Below are 19,513 nucleotides of genomic sequence, written 5' to 3'. Positions count from 1 at the left end.
GACAGAACCGCACGGTTGGGGGCGAATGTGGGAGCCAGTCTGCGACTCGGGCCGCTGCTAAGGCACGCTACGGAGACAACCGCCACGGTCTGGGTGGAAACCGACTCCCCCTGTCAGGTACGGGTGTCCGCGGGGGAGGCTACCGCAGAGGCGACCACGTTCACGGTGCACGGTCACCACTACGCCGTCTGCGAACTGACGGGGCTGCCCACCGACTCGGCCCTGCCGTACCGGGTTCACCTGGACCAGGAGCAGGTCTGGCCGGAAGCCGACTCCGGCTACCCGCCGAGTCTCCTCCGTACGTTGGGCGCCGACGCCTCCGCCCGCATCGCTTTCGGCTCGTGCCACACCCCAACCACGCATTCCGCCGAGCACGTACGGCGCTACGGCAGGGACATGCTGCGCTCCTACGCCGAACAGTTGATCACCGAACGCCGCGCCGCGTCAGGGGCGATCGGGAGCACGGACCCCAGCCTGCTGCTGCTGATCGGCGACCAAGTCTACGCTGACGAGCTCCAACCGTCGATGCGCACGTTCCTGCGCGAGCACCGTGGTTCCCGGAACTCCGACACGGACCCGCCCGAGGACGAGGTTGTCTCCTTCGAGGAGTACGCGGAGCTGTACCGCCAGGCGTGGACGGACCCCGACATCCGGTGGCTGCTGTCCACAGTCCCCACCCTGATGCTGTTCGACGACCACGATGTCCGTGACGACTGGAACACCTCAGGTACGTGGCGGCGGGAGATCGCACGCACCCCGTGGTGGAAGCCCCGTGTCACCTCGGGATTGGGCGCCTACTGGATCTACCAGCATCTGGGCAACCTCTCCGCGGAGGAACGCGCGGCGGACCCGGTCTTTCGCGACGTGGTCGCAGACGACGGAGACTCCGGGGACCGGGTGGATGCTTTCGCGTGGCGGGCGCACGCCCAACCGGACAGCTACCGTTGGAGCTACGGTCTCGACTTCGGCCGCAACCGGCTCCTGATGATGGACACCCGGTGCGGCCGGCTCGTTGACGACGACTCCCGCCGCAGCATGCTCAGCACGGAGGACACGGCGTGGTTGGACGCCCAGGTGACCGGTGGCGTTGACCACCTGATCATCGCCAGTTCCCTCCCGTTCCTGATGCCTCCAGCCATACACCACCTGGAGGCATGGAACGAAGCCGTCTGTGCGGGTGCCTGGGGCCGCCTCGCACGCGGCCCAGGGGAGAAACTACGCCAGGACGTCGACCTGGAACACTGGCCCGCGTTCCAGAGGTCGTTTCGCTCCACGGCCGGCTCCGTGCTGCGCGCCGCCTCCGGTGATCGTGGGACTCCCCCGGCAAGCGTGCTCTTCCTCGGCGGCGACGTGCATTTCTCCTACCTGGCCCAGGCCCGGCCGGCTGGCGCGGACAGTGTCCAGAGCCGGATCGTCCAGCTCGTGAGTTCCCCGACGTGCAACCGGCTGCCCGGAAAGCTCCGCTGGGCCATGTGGGGTGTCACCCGCCGGCTCACCTCGATGGTCGGCGCGGCACTGGCGCGATCTGCCGGGGTTCGTCCGTCCCCGTTGCGGTGGCGCCTGGACGCTGGCCCCTGGTTCGACAACACGCTTGCCTTCCTGGAGCTCAACGGCCGGACCGCGGACGTCTACTGGGCGAGTCCCCCGGCTCTCGGCTCCGGGAGGGGATCGCCCCACGATTGGACGGCGAACGTCCGACGGCACCGGGTGTCGGAGGAAACCGCCGGGACGAGCACGGTTCCTCCGTCCCGGTAGCCCGACGGGACACCCCCGGGTTCATGCTGTCCCCTTCCGGAACCTCAGGCGCGTTCCTGGGCGGGCTTGAGCCGCATGCGCGACGTCGCTGGCAACGGTGACGGCGATGACGGGATACCCACCGGTCACCGGATGGTCGGCGAGGAACAGGACCGGTTCGCCCTCCGGCGGCACCTGTAGCGCGCCCGCGACCATGCCCTCGGTGGGAAGTTCCTCCTCCCGGCTGCGGGGCAGTGGCGGCCCGGAGAGCCGCATACCGATGCGGTCGCTGCGTTCGGTGACCTCGTAGGCGTGGCCGAACAGTGTCTCCATCGCCGTGGGACGGAACCAGTCGTCGCGGGGCCCCGGAACGACCGTCAGTGTGAGTTCCTCCGGAAAAGCACGGGCGCGGGGGGCGGTGTCGGTCACGGGAAACTCCCGGGGCGGGCTACCCGCGGGGAGCACTGTTCCCGGTGCGCACACGGAGGGACCCAGTCCCGCCAACGTGTCCGTGCTGCATGATCCGAGTACGGGGTCGACCGTGACACCGCCGCGCAGCGCGACGTAGGTCCGCACACCGGACGCGGGGACTCCGAGGGCGAGTTCGGCACCGTCCGGTAGGTGCAGGACGGTATTCATCGCGGCGGAGCGCCCGTCAACGGTGATCGGGCAGGGAGCGCCCGTCACGGCGACTGTCGCGGCTCCCCGAACGCGCGCTCGTAGCCCTCCCAGGGTCACCTCCAGTGCGGGGCTGGCCTCGTTGTTGGCCAGTAACCGGTTGGCCAGGGAGAACGAGCCCGCGTCAGCCGCTCCGGAACGCCCGACCCCGAGGGCCGCATAACCGAAACGTCCACTGTCCTGCACGGTGGTGAGCACTCCGGTGGACAGCAGTTCCAGAGCCGACACCTGTTATGCCACCTCGCCTTCATGACACGTGTCCGGTCCCGGAGCGGCTGCGCTGCGTACGTCGACGAACCGAACCCTGGTTCCGGGGCGCAGCAGCCCGGGAGGGTCCCGTTCGAGGTCCCAGATCACCGTGTCGGTGCGACCGATGAGCTGCCATCCTCCGGGGGAAGCCGTCGGGTAGATGCCGCTGAACTCGCCCGCGAGCCCCACAGCACCCGCGGGAACCCGCAGTCGCGATTCGGAACGGCGTGGAACCCGCAACCGGTCGTGCTCGGCCGTCACCAGGTATCCGAACCCCGGTGCGAACCCGCAGAAGGCCACCGTCCACACGCTCCCGGTGTGCGCGGCGACGACCTCGGGGACGGTGAGCCCGGTGAGACGGGAGACCTCGGTGAGGTCAGGGCCGTCGTAGGTCACCGGAACGCGCACCTCTCCCGCCGTCTCCCGTCGCCCGGCAAGCGGGCGCAGTTCCCGCACGGTGGCGGCGACGTCGTGCACGCTCCTGCGCTGTGGGTCGACCCTCAGCAGGATCGTGCGGGCTGCGGGGACGATCTCGGTCACGCCGGGCGGGGTGTCCTCGAGGAGAGCAGAATGCAGTGCGATGACGTCGTCGAGGGTGTCCACCTCGACCAGGAGGCCCGAGTCCGCGCAGGGGCGGATCCGCATCGCTGTCCTCACTCACGCCTCCCGGGGGTGGTGAAGGGTTCCAGTTCCACACCGTCGGAACGCAGTCGCCTTACCACCGTCCGGGCGATGGTGACGGCTCCGGGACTGTCACCGTGCACGCACAGGGAATCCGCTGCTATCCGGAGCCGCGAGCCGTCCACGGCTGTCACCTGTTCTCCTCTCGCCATGGTGAGGCACCGCTGGGCGATGTGTTCGGCGTCGTGGAGTACCGCCCCGGGTTCCTGGCGGGGCACGAGGGTTCCCTCCGGGGTGTAGGCCCGGTCGGCGAACGCTTCGCGCACGGTGGGGATGCCCGCTTCGGCAGCGTGACGCAGCCATTCGGATCCGGGCAGTCCGAGCACCGGAAGGGCGGGATTGTAGAGCTGTACGGCCCGCACCACGGCAGCGGCCTGTTCCCCGTGATTGACGACCGCGTTGTACAGCGCACCGTGTGGCTTGACGTACCGGATGCGGTCACCGGCTGTGTGGGCCATCGCTTCCAACGCCCCGAGTTGGTAGAGAACGTCGTTCGTCAGATCGTGGGGCGCGACATCGATGAAGCGGCGTCCGAAACCCGCGAGGTCGCGGTACCCCACCTGCGCGCCGATGGCGACTCCGTTGCGGACGGCCTGTTCGCAGGTGGAGCGGAGCACCGACGGGTCGCCGGCGTGGAACCCGCAGGCGACGTTGGCGCTGGTGATGACGGGCAGCATCGCCGCGTCGTCTCCCAGTTCCCATCGGCCGAAGCTTTCTCCGAGGTCGGAGTTCACGTCGATACGCACGGTGTTTCCTTCCCCACGTCCGGGGTTGACGAGTGCTGGATCCGCGTCGGGGCCTCGCGCCTCCCGGAGAGCGCGGAGTAGCACCGTTCACCAAGGTGTTCGGTCACGCTCTGGCCCGTGGTGTCCCGGCAGGAGTCGCGCTGGATCCCAATACGACCAATATTGTTCAACAATTCTACGTTGAAGCTGCCGACCATCGCCCGTCGGGGACGAGCCCGCCACAGCCCTTCGTTCGGGTGCGGACTCCGCCAGGGGTCTCGGCCCGCGGTGTCGGCCAGAATGTGGGAGGGGATGGTGAAGATGTCCCGGAACAGAGGGGGTTCCACGGTGGCGGTCGAGGGGATCGAGCGGCTCGCCGAGTTCCGCTCGGTGTTGGAACGGTCCAGCACGGCGGAACGGGTGGCCGACGTGCTGCGCGGGCGCATCATCGAAGGCGGGATGGCACCGGGCACGCGGCTTTCCGAGGAGGCGATCGGCGCCGCCCTGGGAGTCTCGCGCAACACGCTGCGCGAGGCGTTCCGGCTGTTGGGGCACGAACGGCTGCTGGTACACGAGCTCAACCGCGGGGTTTTCGTCGCCAATCCCACGGTCGGAGACGTCACCGACCTGTACCGGGTACGGCGCGCCGTGGAACTGGCAGCGCTCCGTGGCGCCGGAGGCGCCACGGAAGAGGCGGTGTCCCTCGTCGGCGCGGCCGTACGGGAGGAACAGAACGCTGCGGACAACGGCGACTGGGGGGCGGTGGGAACCGCCAACATGCGCTTCCACCAGGCCGTCGCCGGCCTGGCCGCGAGCCCCCGGACCGACGAGATCATCAGCCGGGTGCTCGCGGAACTGCGCCTGGTCTTCCACGTCATGACGACCCCCCGCGCGTTCCACGCGCCCTACCTGGAACAGAACCGCGAGATCCACCGCCTGCTATGTGAGGGCGCCCCGGACGAGGCCGCGCTCATCCTCGCCGAGTACCTCGACACTGCGGAACAGCAACTCGTCGCCGCCTTCGCCGCTTCCGGCCGGTGACCACCGCCCCGCGGGCTCAGCTCCTGGAGACGCGGCGGGAGGGGCCGCGGGAGTGGCGGGACCAGGCACGGCCGTTTCCTCTGGTGGAACGGGAGGTGTGCCGCACCGGGGGCGTTCCGACTCCCGGAGAGCGGGATGCCATCTCGCTCTGGCTGCGGTGCGTCGGCTCGGCGGAGCGGTCCGTGGAGCCGCTCTCCGAGGGGGCCTGCGTCGTGGTCGCGCTCTGGGGATCGTGCGGTTCTGTCGCGGCGTCCGCGGCACCGGTCTGCTCGTCGCCGTGTGCGGCCTGTGCTCTGCGGGCGCGGTACCAGGCCGCCGCCTTCGTCACGAACGGCCATTCCACGGGAGCCGGCTGTGCCAGCGCGGCCCAGAGATAGGCTCGGGTCCCCCATGCCTCCATAGCCCGCCGGGCCCGGGTGATGGTGAAAAAGACCGGCATCGCCAGCAGCAGTTGCGGCCAGGAGAGGACAAGCGCTGTGGCGAGCGGGAACAGTCCGCCACCGGCCAGGGATGCTCCGGCCCCCACCAGAACCGGGGCCAGCGCCAGACCGATCCGCAGCGTGGTGATCTGCTGGAACCTGTGCAACGAACGACGCACCGAAGCACCGGCCGAGAGCCCCTCCGGCAGCGGTGTCGGTTGGACGACCACGGCCAGCAGCAACGAGGCCACCGCGACCGATCCGGCCAACAGGATCGTCCACCCCGGAGCCGACCAGGTTCCGCCGACCGCCGGAACGATCACCGCGAGCACTGGCACGGGCCACGGGACGAAGAGCAGGACCCGCCGACGCAGTTGTCCCGCTTCCGTGGGTAGCAGAACAGCACGCCTCATCGCCGTGAAAAGTTTCGCTACACCGTTTGCGACCATGGCACCCCCCAAATCTGTTATGCACCAGCTACACGCGTGCGAGACACCTCCGGCCCGCCGTCGTCTGTGGGCATTCACCAGTAGATGATCACCCGAAGCGTGACACAGTGTGTGCTGTTTTGTTCACTGGTTACATTATCCGCTTTTCCAGTCTTCGTTCTTGCTTACGGGAAATCCCTACCCGACGAAGCGGGACCGATTCCTTCCAACCTGGCGTGTTTTCCAGATTTCTCCTGCTATATAGGTCACACGCTTCTGTGTTCCCCACCCCAGGGGACGCGGAGAGCGGCCACACGTTTACTCTGTCGGCGTGGCCTTGCTCTCCGCCAACCGTCCGAGCGTGATCGCGACCCGCAGCACGAACGCCCCCCGGCCGTCCGCTGGCATGTGCCCCGTGAGCTCACCGATACGGCCGAGCCGGTAGCGCACCGTGTTGGGGTGCACGAACAGCATGCGGGCCGTGGCCTCCAATGAGGAGGCGTGCTCCAGATAGACCGAGAGCGTGTCCAGCAGGGGTGAGCCCGCGTCCCGCAACGGGACGTAGACCTCCTCCACGAGCTGGCGCCGGGCATCGGGATCCCCCTCCAGCGAACGTTCGGGGAGCAGGTCCTCGGCCAACACGGGCCGAGGGGCGTCGGGCCAGGCCGTGGCGGAACGCAGGCCGCTCACCGCTGCTCGCACCGAGTCACTCGCCGAGTGCATCTCGGTGACAGCGGGACCGACGACGACGGGTCCGGAACCGAACATTCCCACCAGCGGCCGGACGGCTGCCATCGGCGCGTCGTCACCGGTGGTTTTCTCGCTCATGCCCAGCACGACGATGACCCGGTCTCCCTGCATGCCCGCGAGAACGTCGTGACCGGCGCGGCGCGCAGCCGAACGCAGGTCGTCCAGGGCACCGCTCTCGCTCTCCTCATCCAGACCGCCGGTGACAGCGACTATGGGGGTTCTGGTCCAGCCGAGCGAGGCACCCCACGCGTGTAGCCCCTGTTCGGAGTCGCCGTTCAGCAACGCGTCGACGATGAGCGCTTCCAGGCGCGCGTCCCAGGCTCCCCGGGCCTCGGCAGCCCGGGCATAGATCTTGGCGGAGCTGAACGCCACCTCCCGCGTGTAACGCAGCACGGCCTCACGTAGCTGCTGCTCTCCTCCGGGAGCCGCCAGCTCCTCCACCCGGTTCTCCACCACATCGATGACGACGCGGATCATGTCCACCGTCTGCTGCAGCGTCACGGACCGGGTGAGCTCACGCGGGGCGGTGCCGAACACCTCCACGGTGATCGCGGGCCTGCCCCTTCCCGGTGTCTTGAACCAGTCGACGAAGGCCGCCACCCCCGACTGGGCGACCAGCCCCACCCAGGAGCGGTCCTCGGCCGACATCTGGCGGAACCACGACAGGCGGCTCTCCATACGGGCGACGGCAGCGGTACCGAGCTCTCCCATCGCACGTTCCAGCCGCCGGACGGTCTCGGCGCGCACGTCGCGCTCGCTGTTCGGCACCTGTGGTTCGCCTGCCGCGTTCTGGTCGGTGGAATCCATGCTCACGCTTCCAGGGTGGCATCATTCCAAGCGCGGGGAGGACGCGGAGCCGTGTGACGCACGAACCAAGCGGTCACAACGTGTCTGATACCACACCCTTCGAGTGTGGCGCACCGATGTTTGTGGAGTTCACACAAAACACGCCTTCTTAACTTCGTGTCTGTCCCCATCTAACTAGTGATGTTCTACAGGGCAAGGTTGATGCTGTGCTTGTAATTGTCGCGCCGGGCCAAGGTGCCCAGGCTCCCGGTTTCCTCAGTCCGTGGCTCGACGTGCCCGGAATCGCCGAACGCTTCGGCCGGTGGTCGGAGATCGCCGGCCTGGACCTGGTTCGCGCCGGCACCACCGCTGATGCGGAGGAGATCCGCGACACCGCTGTCGCGCAGCCGCTGCTGGTCAGTTCCGGACTCGCCGCTGCGACCGCACTGTTCGGAGAGCTTGACGGCGCCCCCGAGAGCATCGACGCGGTGGCGGGCCACAGCGTCGGGGAGTTCACCGTCGCGGGAATCGCCGGTGTGCTCACCCCCGAGGACGCCCTGGCGCTCGTGGCCGAGCGCGGGCGCGGCATGGCCGAGGCTGCCGCGGCCGCGGACACCGGCATGACCGCGGTACTCGGCGGCGACCGCGAGGAGGTCCTGGCCGCCATCGACGCGGCCGGGCTGACCCCCGCCAACGACAACGGCTCGGGTCAGATCGTCGCCGCCGGAACGACGGAACAGCTCGCGACGCTGGCGGACAACCCTCCCCACCGCGCCCGGCTACGCCCCCTGTCCGTGGCCGGCGCGTTCCACACACACCACATGTCGCCGGCCGTCCAACGCGTCGAGGAAGCCGCGGCGGCCACAACACCAGCGGACCCCCGCACACGGTTGTTGTCCAACCTGGACGGCGCCGTGGTCTCCAACGGTCAGGACTACCTCCAGCGCCTGGTTTCCCAGGTGGGATCGCCGGTGCGCTGGGACGCATGCACCCAGACCCTTGCCGGGCTGGGCGTCACCGCCCTCATCGAGCTTCCGCCCGCCGGAACGTTGACCGGTCTCGCGAAACGGGCTCTGCGCGGAGTGGAGCTGCTCTCCGTCAACACACCCGACGACCTGGAGCAGGCGAAGAACCTGGTCAAGGAGCACGCCGGCACGATCAGTCCGGAAGGCCACGAGTCATGAAAGCACCCGCCACAGCACCCGGCGCCCGCATCGTCGCGTTCGGCGAGTACCAACCCAGCAATGTCGTCACCAACCATGACCTCGCAAACCGGGTGGACACCTCGGACGAGTGGATCCAAAGCAGGGTCGGGATCCGGGAACGGCGCATCGCCGGTCCCGACGACAGCGTCGTGAGCATGGCGGCGGCGGCTGGCGGGAAGGCCCTGGCAGCCAGTGGTACCGACTCACGTGACGTCGACCTGGTGATCGTGGCGACCTGCACCCAACAGGACCAGATCCCGAACGCCGCGGCCAGCGTCGCCGCCCGGTTGGGCATCTCGGCTCCCGGTGCGTTCGATGTCAACGCCGCCTGCGCCGGGTTCTGTTACGCCGTCGAGGTCGCCTCCAACGCCGTCCGTACCGGTTCCGCCCGTAACGTCCTGGTGATCGGTTCGGAGAAGCTGTCCGACTGGGTCGACTGGGATGACCGCTCCACGTGCGTCATCTTCGCGGACGGGGCCGGAGCGGCTGTCGTGACCCCTGCCGAGGAACCCGCTGTCGGTCCTGTGGTGTGGGGCAGCTCCGGTGAGCGCGCCGACACCATCTACCTCCGTGAGAACAAGTACCTCTACCAGGAGGGGCAGGCAGTCTTCCGGTGGACCTCCACGGAGTTGGACCGGGTAGCGCTCGAGGCCCTGAACCGCGCCGGTCTCTCCCCCTCGGAGATCACCGCGTTCGTCCCGCACCAGGCCAACCTGCGCATCGTGGAGGCGATAGCCAAACGTCTGGGGGCGTCCCAGGCGGTCATCGCACGCGATATCGTCACCGCGGGCAACACCTCGTCCGCGTCCATCCCGCTCGCGCTGTCGCGCATGATCGGACGGGGCGAGCTGCCATCCGGCAGTACCGTGCTCACCCTGGGATTCGGAGCTGGCCTGACCTACGCAGCGCAGGTACTCCAGGTCCCGTAAGCATCCGTAGTCGGCGGCAGCACGCGATCCCACGCCTGCCGACCCCGCGGAGAACCACAGATCAGTACCGAAGGAGAACACCCGACATGACCAACTCCGAGCAGGAGATCCTGAACGGACTCGGTGAGATCATCGACGAGATCGCCGGTGTCCCGGCCGCCGAGGTCACCGCGGAGAAGAGCTTCGTCGACGACCTGGACATCGATTCGCTGTCCATGGTCGAGATCGCCGTGGCCGCGCAGGACAAGTTCGGCGTCGAGATCCCGGATGACCAGCTCAAGGACCTGAAGACCGTTCAGGACGTCATCAACTACATCCAGAAGTAACGACGTTTGCACGTCACGCCCGCCAGCGCGCCCGCGCTGGCGGGCCACGCCCCCCCGGGGGCGTACATCCTTGCAGTCCCGGATGCCCGGCTACGAGTGTGGCTGGGACCGGCCAACGGGAAGGGCGATCGGCCATGAGTAACACCGATGTCGTCGTCACCGGCCTCGGCGCCACCACACCGCTAGGGGGTGATGTCGCCACGACCTGGTCCGCGCTTCTCGAGGGTCAATCCGGCATCGCAACCCTCAACGAGGACTGGGTTGCGGACCTTCCAGTCCACTTCGCCGGGAGGGCCGCGGTCGATCCCGCGGAGAAGATCCCCCGGCAACGGCTGCGCCGTTTGGACCGCACACAGCAGTTCGCGCTTATCGCCGCGCAGGAAGCGTGGGCTGACGCGGGCTCTCCCGAGGTGGAGACGAACCGTCTGGGAACCGTTGTCTCCAGCGGGATCGGCGGCATCCTCACCATTCTCGAGCAGTACGACACCTTCCGCGAAAAAGGGTGGAAGCGCGTCTCGCCGTTCACCGTTCCGATGCTGATGCCCAACAGCCCCTCAGCGGCGGTGGCACTCGAGTTCACCGCCCGCGCCGGTGCGCACGCGCCGGTGAGTGCGTGCGCCTCCAGCGCGGAGGCGATCGGCGACGGCATACGGATGATCCGGGAAGGCCACGCTGACATCGTGATCGCCGGTGGAACCGAGGCCGCACTCCATCCGCTGAACCTGGCCTCGTTCGCCTCCATGCGGGCTCTGTCCACCCGCAACGACGACCCCGCCGGAGCGTCGCGGCCGTGGGACACCGAACGCGACGGGTTCGTCATGGGCGAGGGCGCCGGGATCGTCGTGCTGGAGTCCGCCGCACACGCCAGGGCGCGTGGCGCTCGCGTCTACGCTGTCGCGGCCGGTACCGGTTACAGCTGCGACAGCTACGACATGGTGCTTCCCGACCCCAACGGGGTCGGCCAGTCGCACGCCATCACCGACGCGCTCACCGAATCCGACCTGGCCCCCTCGGACATCGCCTACGTGAACGCGCACGCGACGTCGACGCCGGCCGGTGATGTCGGGGAGACGGTCGCCATCCGGTCCGCTCTGGGTGACGCCGCCACGGACCAGGTCATGGTTTCCTCCACCAAATCCATGACCGGGCACCTGCTGGGTGGTGCGGGCGCGGTGGAGTCGATCGCCACCATCCTCGCCCTGTACGAGAACCAGGTCCCGCCGACCATCAACATCGAGGAACTCGACCCCGACGTCGTCGTGGACATCGTGCGGGACAAACCACGCGAACTGCCGTCCGGTGCCGTAGCAGCACTCAACGAGTCCTTCGGATTCGGCGGCCACAACGTCGCTGTGGCCTTCCGCCGCGTGTGAGCCCCGGCGCACTGCCAGCCACAGCGCCGACGGAGCCGGCGGACGGCCACACCCACACCAGGAGGGAGGACGGCGCGTCCTTTCCCGCCCGACGGCGGGGACGTCGCGCCAACCATTCGATGACGGTGATCGACAACCGACTGCCGGACGCGGCCGTGTCCCTGGCGGAAGCTGACAATCCCCGCGATCCACGCGTGCGACTGGCCGCGTTCTTCGACGCGGGGTCGCTCCAGCTCATCACCGCCGAGGATGACAGCGGCGCTCTGGCGGGTCGGGGACGCATCGAGGGTGTTCCCGCTGTCGCCTTCGCCAACGACGCCCGTGTGCAGGGTGGCGCGATGGGGCAGGCCGGATGCGCGGCCATCGAGGTCGCCTACGAGCACGCCCTGCGTGACGGGATACCGGTGGTAGGGCTGTGGCACTCCGGCGGAGCCCGGCTGGCCGAGGGAGCGGAGAGCCTGCACGCGGTGGGGCGCGTGTTCGCGGTCATGACGCGTTCCTCGGGCGTGGTCCCCCAGGTCTCGGTGGTGCTGGGACCGGCGGCCGGTGGGGCGGCGTACGGTCCCGCCCTGACCGACGTGGTGGTCATGTCGCAGGGCGGCAAGGTCCTGGTGACCGGCCCCGACGTGGTTCGCAGTGTCACGGGTGAGGAGATCTCCGCCGAGGAGCTGGGGGGAGCCGACGCCCACGGCCGACGCAGTGGGGTGGTGCACGTCACCACTCCCGACGACACCGCGGCTCTCGACCGCGGCCGCCGTCTGGCGTTGCTTCTGGGAAGCGTGGGAGAGATCCGTACGGAGCAGGTGACGGACCGGGACCTGGGGGCTGTACTTCCGGAGTCCGCGCGCCGCGCCTACGATGTCAAACCCCTGGTGAACGACTTCTTCGACTCGCCACTCGGTGAGGGCTCCGTCGAGCTTCAGGCCCAGTACGCGCCCAACATGGTCACGGCCCTGGGACGGCTCGGCGGCTGTACGGTCGGGGTCCTGGCCAACAACCCCCTTCGGCTGGGCGGCTGCCTGGAGTCCAAGGCCGCCGAGAAAGCCGCGCGTTTCGTGCGGATGTGTGATGCCCTGGGCATCCCCCTCGTGGTTCTGGTGGACGTTCCCGGTTACCTTCCGGGGGTGGACCAGGAATGGGGCGGTGTCGTCCGCCGGGGCGCCAAGCTCCTGCACGCGTTCGCGGAGGCGAGCGTGGCGCGCGTCACGGTCGTGTTGCGGAAGTCCTACGGAGGCGCCTACATCGCGATGAACTCGCGCGCGCTGGGCGCGACCCGGGTACTCGCCTGGCCGACCGCCGAGATCGCCGTTATGGGACCGACCGCCGCGGTCCGGGTGCTGCACCGCAAGGAGTTGGCTGCCGCGCCGGAGGAGGAGCGCCCCGCTCTGGAAGCGCGGCTGGCCGCGGAACAGGAGAAAGCAGCGGGTGGGCTTTCCCGGGCCCAGGAGCTCGGTGTCGTGGACGAGGTCATCGACCCCGGTCTCACCCGTACCAGCGTGGCGCACGCTGTCGCCACCGCTCCCCCGGCCCGCGGGACACACGGCAACATTCCGCTCTGACCCGGCTGCCGCGCCCCTGCGTTTCCCCCTACCCGCCACGGTGGGACGGACGGTTCCGCTCATCCACGCACGGTCCGGCGCAGGAGGGTGAACGCGCCCTGAGCCGTTGACGAACACCGCGCCAATTCCGTTGCCGTACGGCTGACCGCGAACGGCCCTTCGGGGACCATGGGTGCGTGTGTGCCCAGTATCGTGCCCGCGCTGCCGGGCCACCCAGCCTCGAGGGGGCTCCAGGGGGTGGTCCTCTGAGCGACGGCGCTCTCCTGTTCCGGCCGATTGTCGACCTCGACTCCGGAGCCGTTCTGGCCGCCGCGATCGAGGAACCAAGGGACGTTCCGGAAAGCAGCCCGGATGCTCTGGTCTCCCATTTCTCCTGGTTGGCTCGCAGGGCCTCCGCCGAGGAAGCTCTGCTCCCCCTCGTGCTTCCTCTGGCAGTGCCGGCGGCGGAGGACCCGGGGGTCCTCCGCGTCCTCGAACACGAGCTTCGGCGCGCTGGAAGGCGCCCGCGTGACGTGACGCTGATGCTCGGGACGAACCTGTCCAGCGTTGACCGCGACTCGCTCCGACAGCTCGTGGAACGCGTACGGGAGCTGGGGTTCCGCTGCGCCTTCGGAACGGTGTCGGTTCCCCCCGACCTCCTCGTGGAGACCGCCCCGTTCCTGTTCGCCATCGACGCTGGCATCGTCGCGAGCCTCCCGGCGGAGGAACGCTACGTCGGCGTCGTGGAGGGGGTCACCCGGATCGGACGCGGCTCGGGCATATTCCCCATGGCCTGCGGTGTAAGCACCCACGCGCAACTCACGGCTGTGCGCAGCGCCGGTATCCGGCTCGCGCACGGCCCCCTGTTCGCCGACGACGCTTGGCGCCCCGGCGATCGGATCCGCCCCGTACCCGGCGACCCGCCCGCGGCGGCGGGTCGCGGCGAGAAGGACGAACTGCGCGTTTCCGCGTTCATAGCGCCCCTGGTGTCCATGGATTCCGAGGTGACAGCCGAAGAGGTCCTGGATGTGTTCACGCAGGACACTGCCCTCAACAGTGTCGTGCTGACCGACCACAGGGAAAGGCCGGTGGCAGTACTCGACCGGTCCCGTTTCCTCCTGGCTGTCACCGGACCGTACGGGCATGCGCTACACGCGAAACGGCCGGCCCGTCGTCTTGCGGACGCACCCCGCACGGTACGGCGGGACTTTCCGGTGTGGGAGGCCCTGCGTATCGCCGGCGCGGAACGCGAACAGGTCCACGACGACGTGGTCGTGGTGAACGAGTTCGGCCAGTGCACGGGAATCATTCACGTCGGTGACCTGATTCGGGCTCTCTCCCGGGGATAGGAGCGCCGCGTCCTGGCGTGGCCCGCCCGGAGGTCACTGGGTCGCACGCCCCGGGGGCCGGAAGGCCGGAGCCGTTGAGCGTGGTGAGCTCGGGGCGTTTGGGGAGTCGCCCGTCCCCCGAGGAACGCCCCAGAGCGCGGCGCTGGATCCAGGGAAGGAGGTACTGCCGGGCCCACCTCCACGTCTCGCGACGGCGCAGGACCCGGGGAAGCCGTTGGGGAGGCGACGCCCAGGGATCGGACCACAGTTCCCGCCCTCCCATGGGAACACCGAGCATCTCGGCGATACGCGCGGCGACGATGCCGTGGCCGTCGGAGTTGAAGTGCAACCGGTCGACGCTCCACGCACGCGGGTCGTTGAGCGCATCCAGCGCCCACAGGTCGACGATGTCACTGTTCGTGCGTTCCGCTATGGCACGGAGGTGCATGCTGAAAACCGCGATTCTGCCCCGGTACACGCGCAGTACCGGTATCCATCCCGTGTCGTGGCCGGAGAGGATGACAACCCGGACACCGGCGTCGCGTAGCCGGCGGATCCCCGCCTCGTACTCCTCCCGGAGCGCGTCCAGGTTGGTGTTGGGTCGCAGCACGTCGTTGCCGCCGGCATGCACGGTGACAAGGTCCGGAGAGTACTCGAGGGTCCGTTCGAGCTGCTCACCGAAGATGTCCCGCATCCTCCTGCCCCGCACCGCCAGGTTCGCGTAACGGAACTGGGGACTCCCCTCCCCCAGGTGTTCGGCGACGCGGTCCGCGAACCCGCGGAAGCCGCCGTCGGGGCCCGGATCGTCGAGGCCCTCGGTGAGACTGTCACCGATCGCGACATACGAGCGGACAACCGGCGGATCCTGCGCGCGGTTACGTTGCGGGGAGTCCATCTCCAGATTAGTCACAGCTACCAATCAAGCAGCTCGCCTACGTGTCGGGCCACGGGCCGGCTTCACACCGCTCTGGGCAGGGGGCCCGTGCACCTCACCCGGCACCGGCGAGCATGTGTCACAACGGAAAGACTGGGGTATGGCGTCGTCACAAGCATACCGCTGGTGCCCGACACCGCGGTTAAACACAGCTTGCACCGCGTCATCTGTCGGGTGAGAGCGCGTACCGTGTTACACGGCCCGGCCCGGGGAACCCGCGTCTCCGGGTGGCCCGGGTAGGCTGGAGCGGTTCCGACAGGGTGCGTTCCCCCGACCCGTGTCTGGTATCCATTGGCAGGGCTCACTCGGAAGTACCCGGTTGTATCGGCACGGAACGGGCCGACCTCGGGAACCCCGTCGTGTGCCCGTGGCGACTGGCGCGGCCGCCACGCGTTCCCCGCACGCGAACGCCGCGGTTCACACTGTGAGCTGTGGCATGTCGTGGCAGGAACCCGAAAGACGCAGGAAGATCGGCCCGGTGCACAGCATGAGGGCGTAGGGAGACCAACTATGGGTACCACTGACGAACCCGCAGAGAACGCAGAGAACGAGGTCAGCAGTTTTCCCGCCAACCCGGTCGAGGAGAGCCTGCAGCAGGCGTTGGCCCACGCTGACGACGAGGGCGAGGACTCCGCCGCCACCGAGCACATCACCGCGTTCGTGAGCACGCTTCGGGACGGGGACCTGTGGGTTCCGCTGCCCGAGGGGGCGGGAGCTCAGGAGGACGGGTCGGTGGCCCTCCCCACTCTGGAGCTGGAGGGCTCGCAGTTCATCCCCGTTTTCACGTCCCAGGACCAGCTCAGCGTGAACAGCGCCGACCTGCCGTTCACTGTCATCGCGACCCGCGAGCTCGCGGGGCTGCTGCCCGACGGTGTGGGACTCGCACTGAATCCGGGGAACACGGCGAGCGTCCCCATCTACCCGGACACGATCGCCGCTCTGGCAGGATCAGGAGCAACGGAAACCGCTGCTGACGACCAGTAACGCGACGGATCGAAGGGTGTTGCCGGCGTCCGTACCGTTCAGGAGAGCGGATGCTGACACGGTCTCCCACGGGATCGCACGCCGTGCGACGGACAACCGCCCCCTGCCCCGTTGGGGAACGGCAGGGCTATCCAGGTGGCTTTGGACGGACGTACGATCTCGGGGAGTGCCCGTCGTGTCCACCGCTCCAACGCGTCTGTCTCGTTCGCACTCCGGCTCAGGGACGTAGGTGTCCGTGGTGCGCGGCTCGCGACTGCACACGATCCCACCAAGATTCACGCACCGATCGCCAAGAGGTCGAGGTCCGCACGGATGAATGCCATTTCCCCGATCTGCCTGACCGATTTAGCTCCGGCTCTGCGTTGGAGCAAATCCGCAGATGTGGCCCCGTTACTGCGGCACGCGAAACTCGTCGACGGTTGGTGGCGCTCCCTGCCGCTGTCCCGTGTTCTGGAGATCGTCGGTCCTGCCTGGCTCTCCCACGGTATAGCCAGGGTCTCCACCGAGCACTGGGACCATGTCGCACTGAACGAGTTCCTGCCCACCCTGTGTGACCAACAGGTGGAGCTGGACGACATCGCCGAACCGATCCGCGGTGCCATCCTGGCGACCGCGGGCGGTTGGGAGCGGTTGATCGAGGCGAGTCCCGCCACCATGGGCACATGGGGTGTCCAGGAAAGCTGCGGGGTTGTTGATCTGGTCGGTACAGCGGCCTGGTGTGCCGTACTTCCCTTCACCCAGGACGGCGAATCCTTCGGTCCGGCTCCCTCACCGGCGTTGATGGTGGAGGCGGTACGAACCATCACCCGCTGGATGCCGGCGACAGCGCCGGAACACGTACACAGCGCCCTGGGGTACCTGGCCAGCGCTACCGGGACGGACACGGCGGACGAACCAGAGGAGGCCCGTTCCCAGGAGGCCTCGGAGGCCTCCCCCCAGGAAGCGACGGGTGCCCCCCGAGCGATCCGCACGCTGCGCGCGTTGCGCGCCCAGCGCCCCGCGGCCGCATCCGGGGGCGAGGAGCGGAAGAAGCCACAGCAGCAGGAGAACGGCGCTTCCGGCTCCTCTCCGGGGGGCTCGTTCCAGAGCCGCCTGGTGGGGCCCAACCGCACCTTGCGTCGCCCCGCCTTCGGCCCGCCCAAGGACACACGGGAGCGCGACTCCCAGGAACAGGAGACGGCCGCACCCCCGGAAACGGAGGGGGAGGACTACCCGCTCGTCGGTCTACTGGAACGGTTGTTCTCCGAGTGGCACGGTCTGGAACGTACCGTTGCCGCCCAGCGGCTCTTCGCCGCCGACCCCGTCAGTATCCGGTTACTGGCCGACCAGCTCCATGCCGATCCGGGCGACATCCGCGCCGCACAGCGCAGTGTCGAGGAGCGGCTGCTGCGGTGGCTGGGATCCGCCGAGGGCGCGCCCGTGACCCAGCACCTACGCGAACTGTCCGACTGGCTCGGCAGTGCCTGCACCATCGACCACCTCATCAGCGCGCACACCGAACACCCCGTCAACGTTCCCAGCCTCGGGATCCCGTTGTGGCGGGTGCTCATCACCCTGTTCACCGACCGGCGGCTGCACAACGGGTGGCTCGTCAACGACGATCCGGAGCGGTTGCGTGCGCAGACCCGCGAGATGCTGGGAGACGCACCCAGTCTTCCCGATGCCGGAGCGCGGCTGGGACGCCTCGGTATCCGGGAACAGGTCCTGCGCGCGTGGCTGCTCAGCACCCCCGGCGTGAGCATTCGCGACGGCTACGTGCTGGTGGACCCGTCGACCCCGGCGGAGGCCCCGTCCCCTCCGCCGCCGACCGCGCGCAACGCCCCTCCCGAACAGCCGGTGGAGGCCAACGGTTCGACAACGACGAACGGCCTCCCGATCCGCCGCCGTCCCGAAACGGCTCAACAGCACGAGCCGGAGGACGAAGGGCACACCGGAATCTCCACGTCAGCCCGCTGCTTCCGCGCCCCGGACGGACGCTGGTGGCACCGGGTGGATGTTTCCGCCGACCATCTCAACGGAGCACCCGTCGTTGTCCCGCCGGGATACGCGACCTATCTGGGGTTGCAGCCCGGACGGCTGTTGTGCCTCACCGCGCCTGGCGCCGACCTTCTGGTCCTCGTCTGGCGGGACCAGCCCGCCTTCGACTCGTTGCGCCCGTTGCTGCGCCGCTTGTCGGCCGAAGCGGGAGACCGGGTGTTCATCACGGTCGACGAGGACCGCCTCGACGCCCGGCGCCTACCGGCCGCCGACCTCGGCGACAACGGCCCGATGGGCAAGGCGCTGCATCTCATCGGCTACACGGCGCCCGCCTCGGTGGAGGAGGCGTTGGGCATCATCGCGCACCGGGTCAGCGCAGATGACGGGAGTGAGCTGTCCAACCCGCACTCCCTGCTGGAACACCTCAACCAGCGTGGTGACACGGACCTCGTCAACGAGTTGCGCTCCACGCTGTACGCCACCCTGTAGGAACGATGTGAGGGCGCCCTCACGACAGGGCGCCCTCACATCGCGGGGCGGCTGGACCAACCGCTCCCCGCTTCTCGCTTGTTGTCCGCTCCGGGACGGTCAGACGTTGAACCCGAGCATACGCAGCTGGTCCCTGCCGTCCTCCGTGATCTTGTCCGGTCCCCACGGCGGCATCCAGACCCAGTTGATCTTGACCTCGCGGCCGAACTCGTCCAGGGCGCTGGTGGCCTGGTCCTCGATCACGTCGGTCAGTGGACAGGCGGCACTGGTCAGCGTCATGTCGAGAGTGATCGTGCTCTCCTCGACGTTCACCCCGTACAGCAGTCCCAGGTCCACCACGTTCACCCCGAGCTCGGGGTCGACAACGTCCTTCAGCGCCTCGCTGATGTCCTCAGCCAGACCTTCCTGGCCCTGCTCCGATGCCGTCGCGGTGGTGGCGGTGTCGTTCTCCGTCATGAGGCGCCCTCCTTCTCGTTCTGCAGGGACTGGGCGGTCGCGTCCTTCCACGCCATCCAGGCGAGCAGGGCGCACTTGATACGGGCAGGGTATTTCGAGACACCGGCGAAGGCCACCGCGTCCTCCAGGACGTCCTCGTCCGGTTCGCCCTGCCCTCGCGACTGCATGAGTTCGTTGAACTCCTCGGCGATCCGCATCCCCTGGTCCACGGTCTTGCCGATCAGGAGATCGGTCAGTACCGAGGTGCTCGCCTGGCTGATCGAGCACCCCATACTGTCGTAGGACACGTCACTGACCGTCGCTGACCCGTCGATAACCGACCCGTCAGCCGGGGTGAGTGTCACCCGCAGGGTGACCTCGTCCCCGCACGTGGGGTTGATGTGGTGCGCCTCGCCGTTGTGCGGGTCCCGCAAGCCCTTGTTGTGTGGGTTGCGGTAGTGGTCCAGGATGATCTCCTGGTACATCGCGTCCAACTGCATCGTG

18 protein-coding genes are annotated in these 19,513 nt (G+C 68.6%); 10 read left to right on the top strand and 8 right to left on the bottom strand.

The genetic code is table 11. The annotated features are described in order from the left end of the window. Positions 1 to 27 precede the first annotated feature (27 nt). Positions 28 to 1,755, top strand: coding sequence for an alkaline phosphatase D family protein (locus FHX37_RS06485; protein ID WP_141922748.1), 1,728 nt, complete (start codon positions 28 to 30; stop codon positions 1,753 to 1,755). A gap of 21 nt (positions 1,756 to 1,776) precedes the next feature. On the opposite strand, the gene FHX37_RS06480 is transcribed toward FHX37_RS06485, so the two are convergent. The 3 genes from FHX37_RS06480 to FHX37_RS06470 are packed head-to-tail and all read right to left on the bottom strand — an operon-like array spanning position 1,777 to position 4,088. Next, positions 1,777 to 2,640, bottom strand: a complete 864-nt coding sequence (locus FHX37_RS06480; protein WP_141922746.1) for a 5-oxoprolinase subunit C family protein — start codon at positions 2,638 to 2,640, stop codon at positions 1,777 to 1,779. Positions 2,641 to 2,643: 3 nt separating this feature from the next. Next, positions 2,644 to 3,306: a 5-oxoprolinase subunit B family protein gene (locus FHX37_RS06475; protein WP_141922744.1), complete on the bottom strand. Its 663-nt coding sequence runs from the start codon at positions 3,304 to 3,306 to the stop codon at positions 2,644 to 2,646. 8 nt (positions 3,307 to 3,314) lie between these two features. Next, the gene (locus FHX37_RS06470) at positions 3,315 to 4,088 is read right to left on the bottom strand and encodes a LamB/YcsF family protein (protein WP_141922742.1); all 774 of its coding nucleotides are present in this window, start codon (positions 4,086 to 4,088) and stop codon (positions 3,315 to 3,317) included. A 300-nt stretch (positions 4,089 to 4,388) separates the two neighbouring features. On the opposite strand from FHX37_RS06470, the gene FHX37_RS06465 reads away from it, so the two are divergent. Then, entirely contained in the window at positions 4,389 to 5,108 is a 720-nt protein-coding gene (locus FHX37_RS06465; RefSeq protein ID WP_141922740.1) for a GntR family transcriptional regulator, read from the top strand. 16 nt (positions 5,109 to 5,124) lie between these two features. Here FHX37_RS06465 and FHX37_RS06460 read toward each other — a convergent pair whose 3' ends face one another. Both FHX37_RS06460 and FHX37_RS06455 read right to left on the bottom strand, forming a co-directional pair. Next, positions 5,125 to 5,940 carry a hypothetical protein gene (locus FHX37_RS06460; protein ID WP_246062145.1) on the bottom strand — a complete coding sequence of 272 codons (816 nt, stop codon included), beginning with the start codon at positions 5,938 to 5,940 and terminating at the stop codon, positions 5,125 to 5,127. A 333-nt stretch (positions 5,941 to 6,273) separates the two neighbouring features. Further along, a complete protein-coding gene (locus FHX37_RS06455; RefSeq protein ID WP_141925062.1) occupies positions 6,274 to 7,512 on the bottom strand; it encodes a PucR family transcriptional regulator in 1,239 nt (412 codons plus the stop codon). A gap of 281 nt (positions 7,513 to 7,793) precedes the next feature. Between FHX37_RS06455 and FHX37_RS06450 the strand changes: the two genes are divergently transcribed. The 6 genes from FHX37_RS06450 (at position 7,794) to FHX37_RS06425 (ending at position 14,211) form a co-directional block, all read left to right on the top strand. Then, the gene (locus FHX37_RS06450) at positions 7,794 to 8,675 is read left to right on the top strand and encodes an ACP S-malonyltransferase (protein ID WP_141925061.1); all 882 of its coding nucleotides are present in this window, start codon (positions 7,794 to 7,796) and stop codon (positions 8,673 to 8,675) included. Next, entirely contained in the window at positions 8,672 to 9,625 is a 954-nt protein-coding gene (locus FHX37_RS06445; RefSeq protein WP_141922738.1) for a beta-ketoacyl-ACP synthase III, read from the top strand. The genes FHX37_RS06450 and FHX37_RS06445 overlap by 4 nt, the downstream gene beginning before the upstream one ends. An 86-nt stretch (positions 9,626 to 9,711) precedes the next feature. Continuing rightward, positions 9,712 to 9,951: an acyl carrier protein gene (locus FHX37_RS06440; protein ID WP_141922736.1), complete on the top strand. Its 240-nt coding sequence runs from the start codon at positions 9,712 to 9,714 to the stop codon at positions 9,949 to 9,951. Positions 9,952 to 10,085: 134 nt separating this feature from the next. After that, complete coding sequence (fabF, locus tag FHX37_RS06435; protein WP_141922734.1) at positions 10,086 to 11,324, top strand: beta-ketoacyl-ACP synthase II; 1,239 nt, start codon at positions 10,086 to 10,088, stop codon at positions 11,322 to 11,324. A 119-nt stretch (positions 11,325 to 11,443) separates the two neighbouring features. Next, complete coding sequence (locus FHX37_RS06430; protein ID WP_141922732.1) at positions 11,444 to 12,883, top strand: acyl-CoA carboxylase subunit beta; 1,440 nt, start codon at positions 11,444 to 11,446, stop codon at positions 12,881 to 12,883. A gap of 176 nt (positions 12,884 to 13,059) precedes the next feature. Further along, on the top strand, positions 13,060 to 14,211 hold the full coding sequence (locus FHX37_RS06425; protein ID WP_281288279.1) for an EAL domain-containing protein: 1,152 nt from the start codon (positions 13,060 to 13,062) through the stop codon (positions 14,209 to 14,211). Here FHX37_RS06425 and FHX37_RS06420 read toward each other — a convergent pair. After that, complete coding sequence (locus FHX37_RS06420) at positions 14,168 to 15,100, bottom strand: SGNH/GDSL hydrolase family protein (protein ID WP_394344478.1); 933 nt, start codon at positions 15,098 to 15,100, stop codon at positions 14,168 to 14,170. The two genes, FHX37_RS06425 and FHX37_RS06420, sit on opposite strands and share 44 nt — an antisense overlap. A gap of 534 nt (positions 15,101 to 15,634) precedes the next feature. On the opposite strand from FHX37_RS06420, the gene FHX37_RS06415 reads away from it, so the two are divergent. Together FHX37_RS06415 and FHX37_RS06410 are read left to right on the top strand one after the other, a co-directional pair. Further along, positions 15,635 to 16,108 (top strand): SseB family protein, encoded by a 474-nt coding sequence (locus FHX37_RS06415; protein ID WP_141922730.1) that lies wholly within the window; start codon positions 15,635 to 15,637, stop codon positions 16,106 to 16,108. Positions 16,109 to 16,420: 312 nt separating this feature from the next. After that, positions 16,421 to 18,574 carry a hypothetical protein gene (locus FHX37_RS06410; protein WP_141922728.1) on the top strand — a complete coding sequence of 718 codons (2,154 nt, stop codon included), beginning with the start codon at positions 16,421 to 16,423 and terminating at the stop codon, positions 18,572 to 18,574. Between the two features lie 99 nt (positions 18,575 to 18,673). Here the strand turns inward: FHX37_RS06410 and FHX37_RS06405 are convergent, their stop codons facing one another. Both FHX37_RS06405 and sufU read right to left on the bottom strand, forming a co-directional pair. Beyond that, positions 18,674 to 19,030 carry a metal-sulfur cluster assembly factor gene (locus tag FHX37_RS06405; RefSeq protein WP_141922727.1) on the bottom strand — a complete coding sequence of 119 codons (357 nt, stop codon included), beginning with the start codon at positions 19,028 to 19,030 and terminating at the stop codon, positions 18,674 to 18,676. Continuing rightward, entirely contained in the window at positions 19,027 to 19,509 is a 483-nt protein-coding gene (gene sufU, locus FHX37_RS06400) for a Fe-S cluster assembly sulfur transfer protein SufU (protein WP_141922726.1), read from the bottom strand. The genes FHX37_RS06405 and sufU overlap by 4 nt, the downstream gene beginning before the upstream one ends. Positions 19,510 to 19,513 lie beyond the last annotated feature (4 nt).

This window comes from Haloactinospora alba (genome assembly GCF_006717075.1).
Taxonomy (GTDB): Bacteria; Actinomycetota; Actinomycetes; order Streptosporangiales; family Streptosporangiaceae; genus Haloactinospora; species Haloactinospora alba.
This window is presented reverse-complemented; position numbering and strand designations above follow the sequence as displayed.

Coding starts and splice junctions, on each gene's coding strand:
- FHX37_RS06475 (WP_141922744.1), bottom strand. CDS start 3,306: ATGCGGATCCGCCCCTGCGCGGACTCGGGCCTCCTGGTCGAGGTGGAC.
- FHX37_RS06465 (WP_141922740.1), top strand. CDS start 4,389: ATGTCCCGGAACAGAGGGGGTTCCACGGTGGCGGTCGAGGGGATCGAG.
- FHX37_RS06460 (WP_246062145.1), bottom strand. CDS start 5,940: ATGAGGCGTGCTGTTCTGCTACCCACGGAAGCGGGACAACTGCGTCGG.
- FHX37_RS06455 (WP_141925062.1), bottom strand. CDS start 7,512: ATGGATTCCACCGACCAGAACGCGGCAGGCGAACCACAGGTGCCGAAC.
- FHX37_RS06445 (WP_141922738.1), top strand. CDS start 8,672: ATGAAAGCACCCGCCACAGCACCCGGCGCCCGCATCGTCGCGTTCGGC.
- FHX37_RS06440 (WP_141922736.1), top strand. CDS start 9,712: ATGACCAACTCCGAGCAGGAGATCCTGAACGGACTCGGTGAGATCATC.
- fabF (WP_141922734.1), top strand. CDS start 10,086: ATGAGTAACACCGATGTCGTCGTCACCGGCCTCGGCGCCACCACACCG.
- FHX37_RS06430 (WP_141922732.1), top strand. CDS start 11,444: ATGACGGTGATCGACAACCGACTGCCGGACGCGGCCGTGTCCCTGGCG.
- FHX37_RS06415 (WP_141922730.1), top strand. CDS start 15,635: ATGGGTACCACTGACGAACCCGCAGAGAACGCAGAGAACGAGGTCAGC.
- FHX37_RS06410 (WP_141922728.1), top strand. CDS start 16,421: ATGAATGCCATTTCCCCGATCTGCCTGACCGATTTAGCTCCGGCTCTG.
- FHX37_RS06405 (WP_141922727.1), bottom strand. CDS start 19,030: ATGACGGAGAACGACACCGCCACCACCGCGACGGCATCGGAGCAGGGC.
- sufU (WP_141922726.1), bottom strand. CDS start 19,509: ATGCAGTTGGACGCGATGTACCAGGAGATCATCCTGGACCACTACCGC.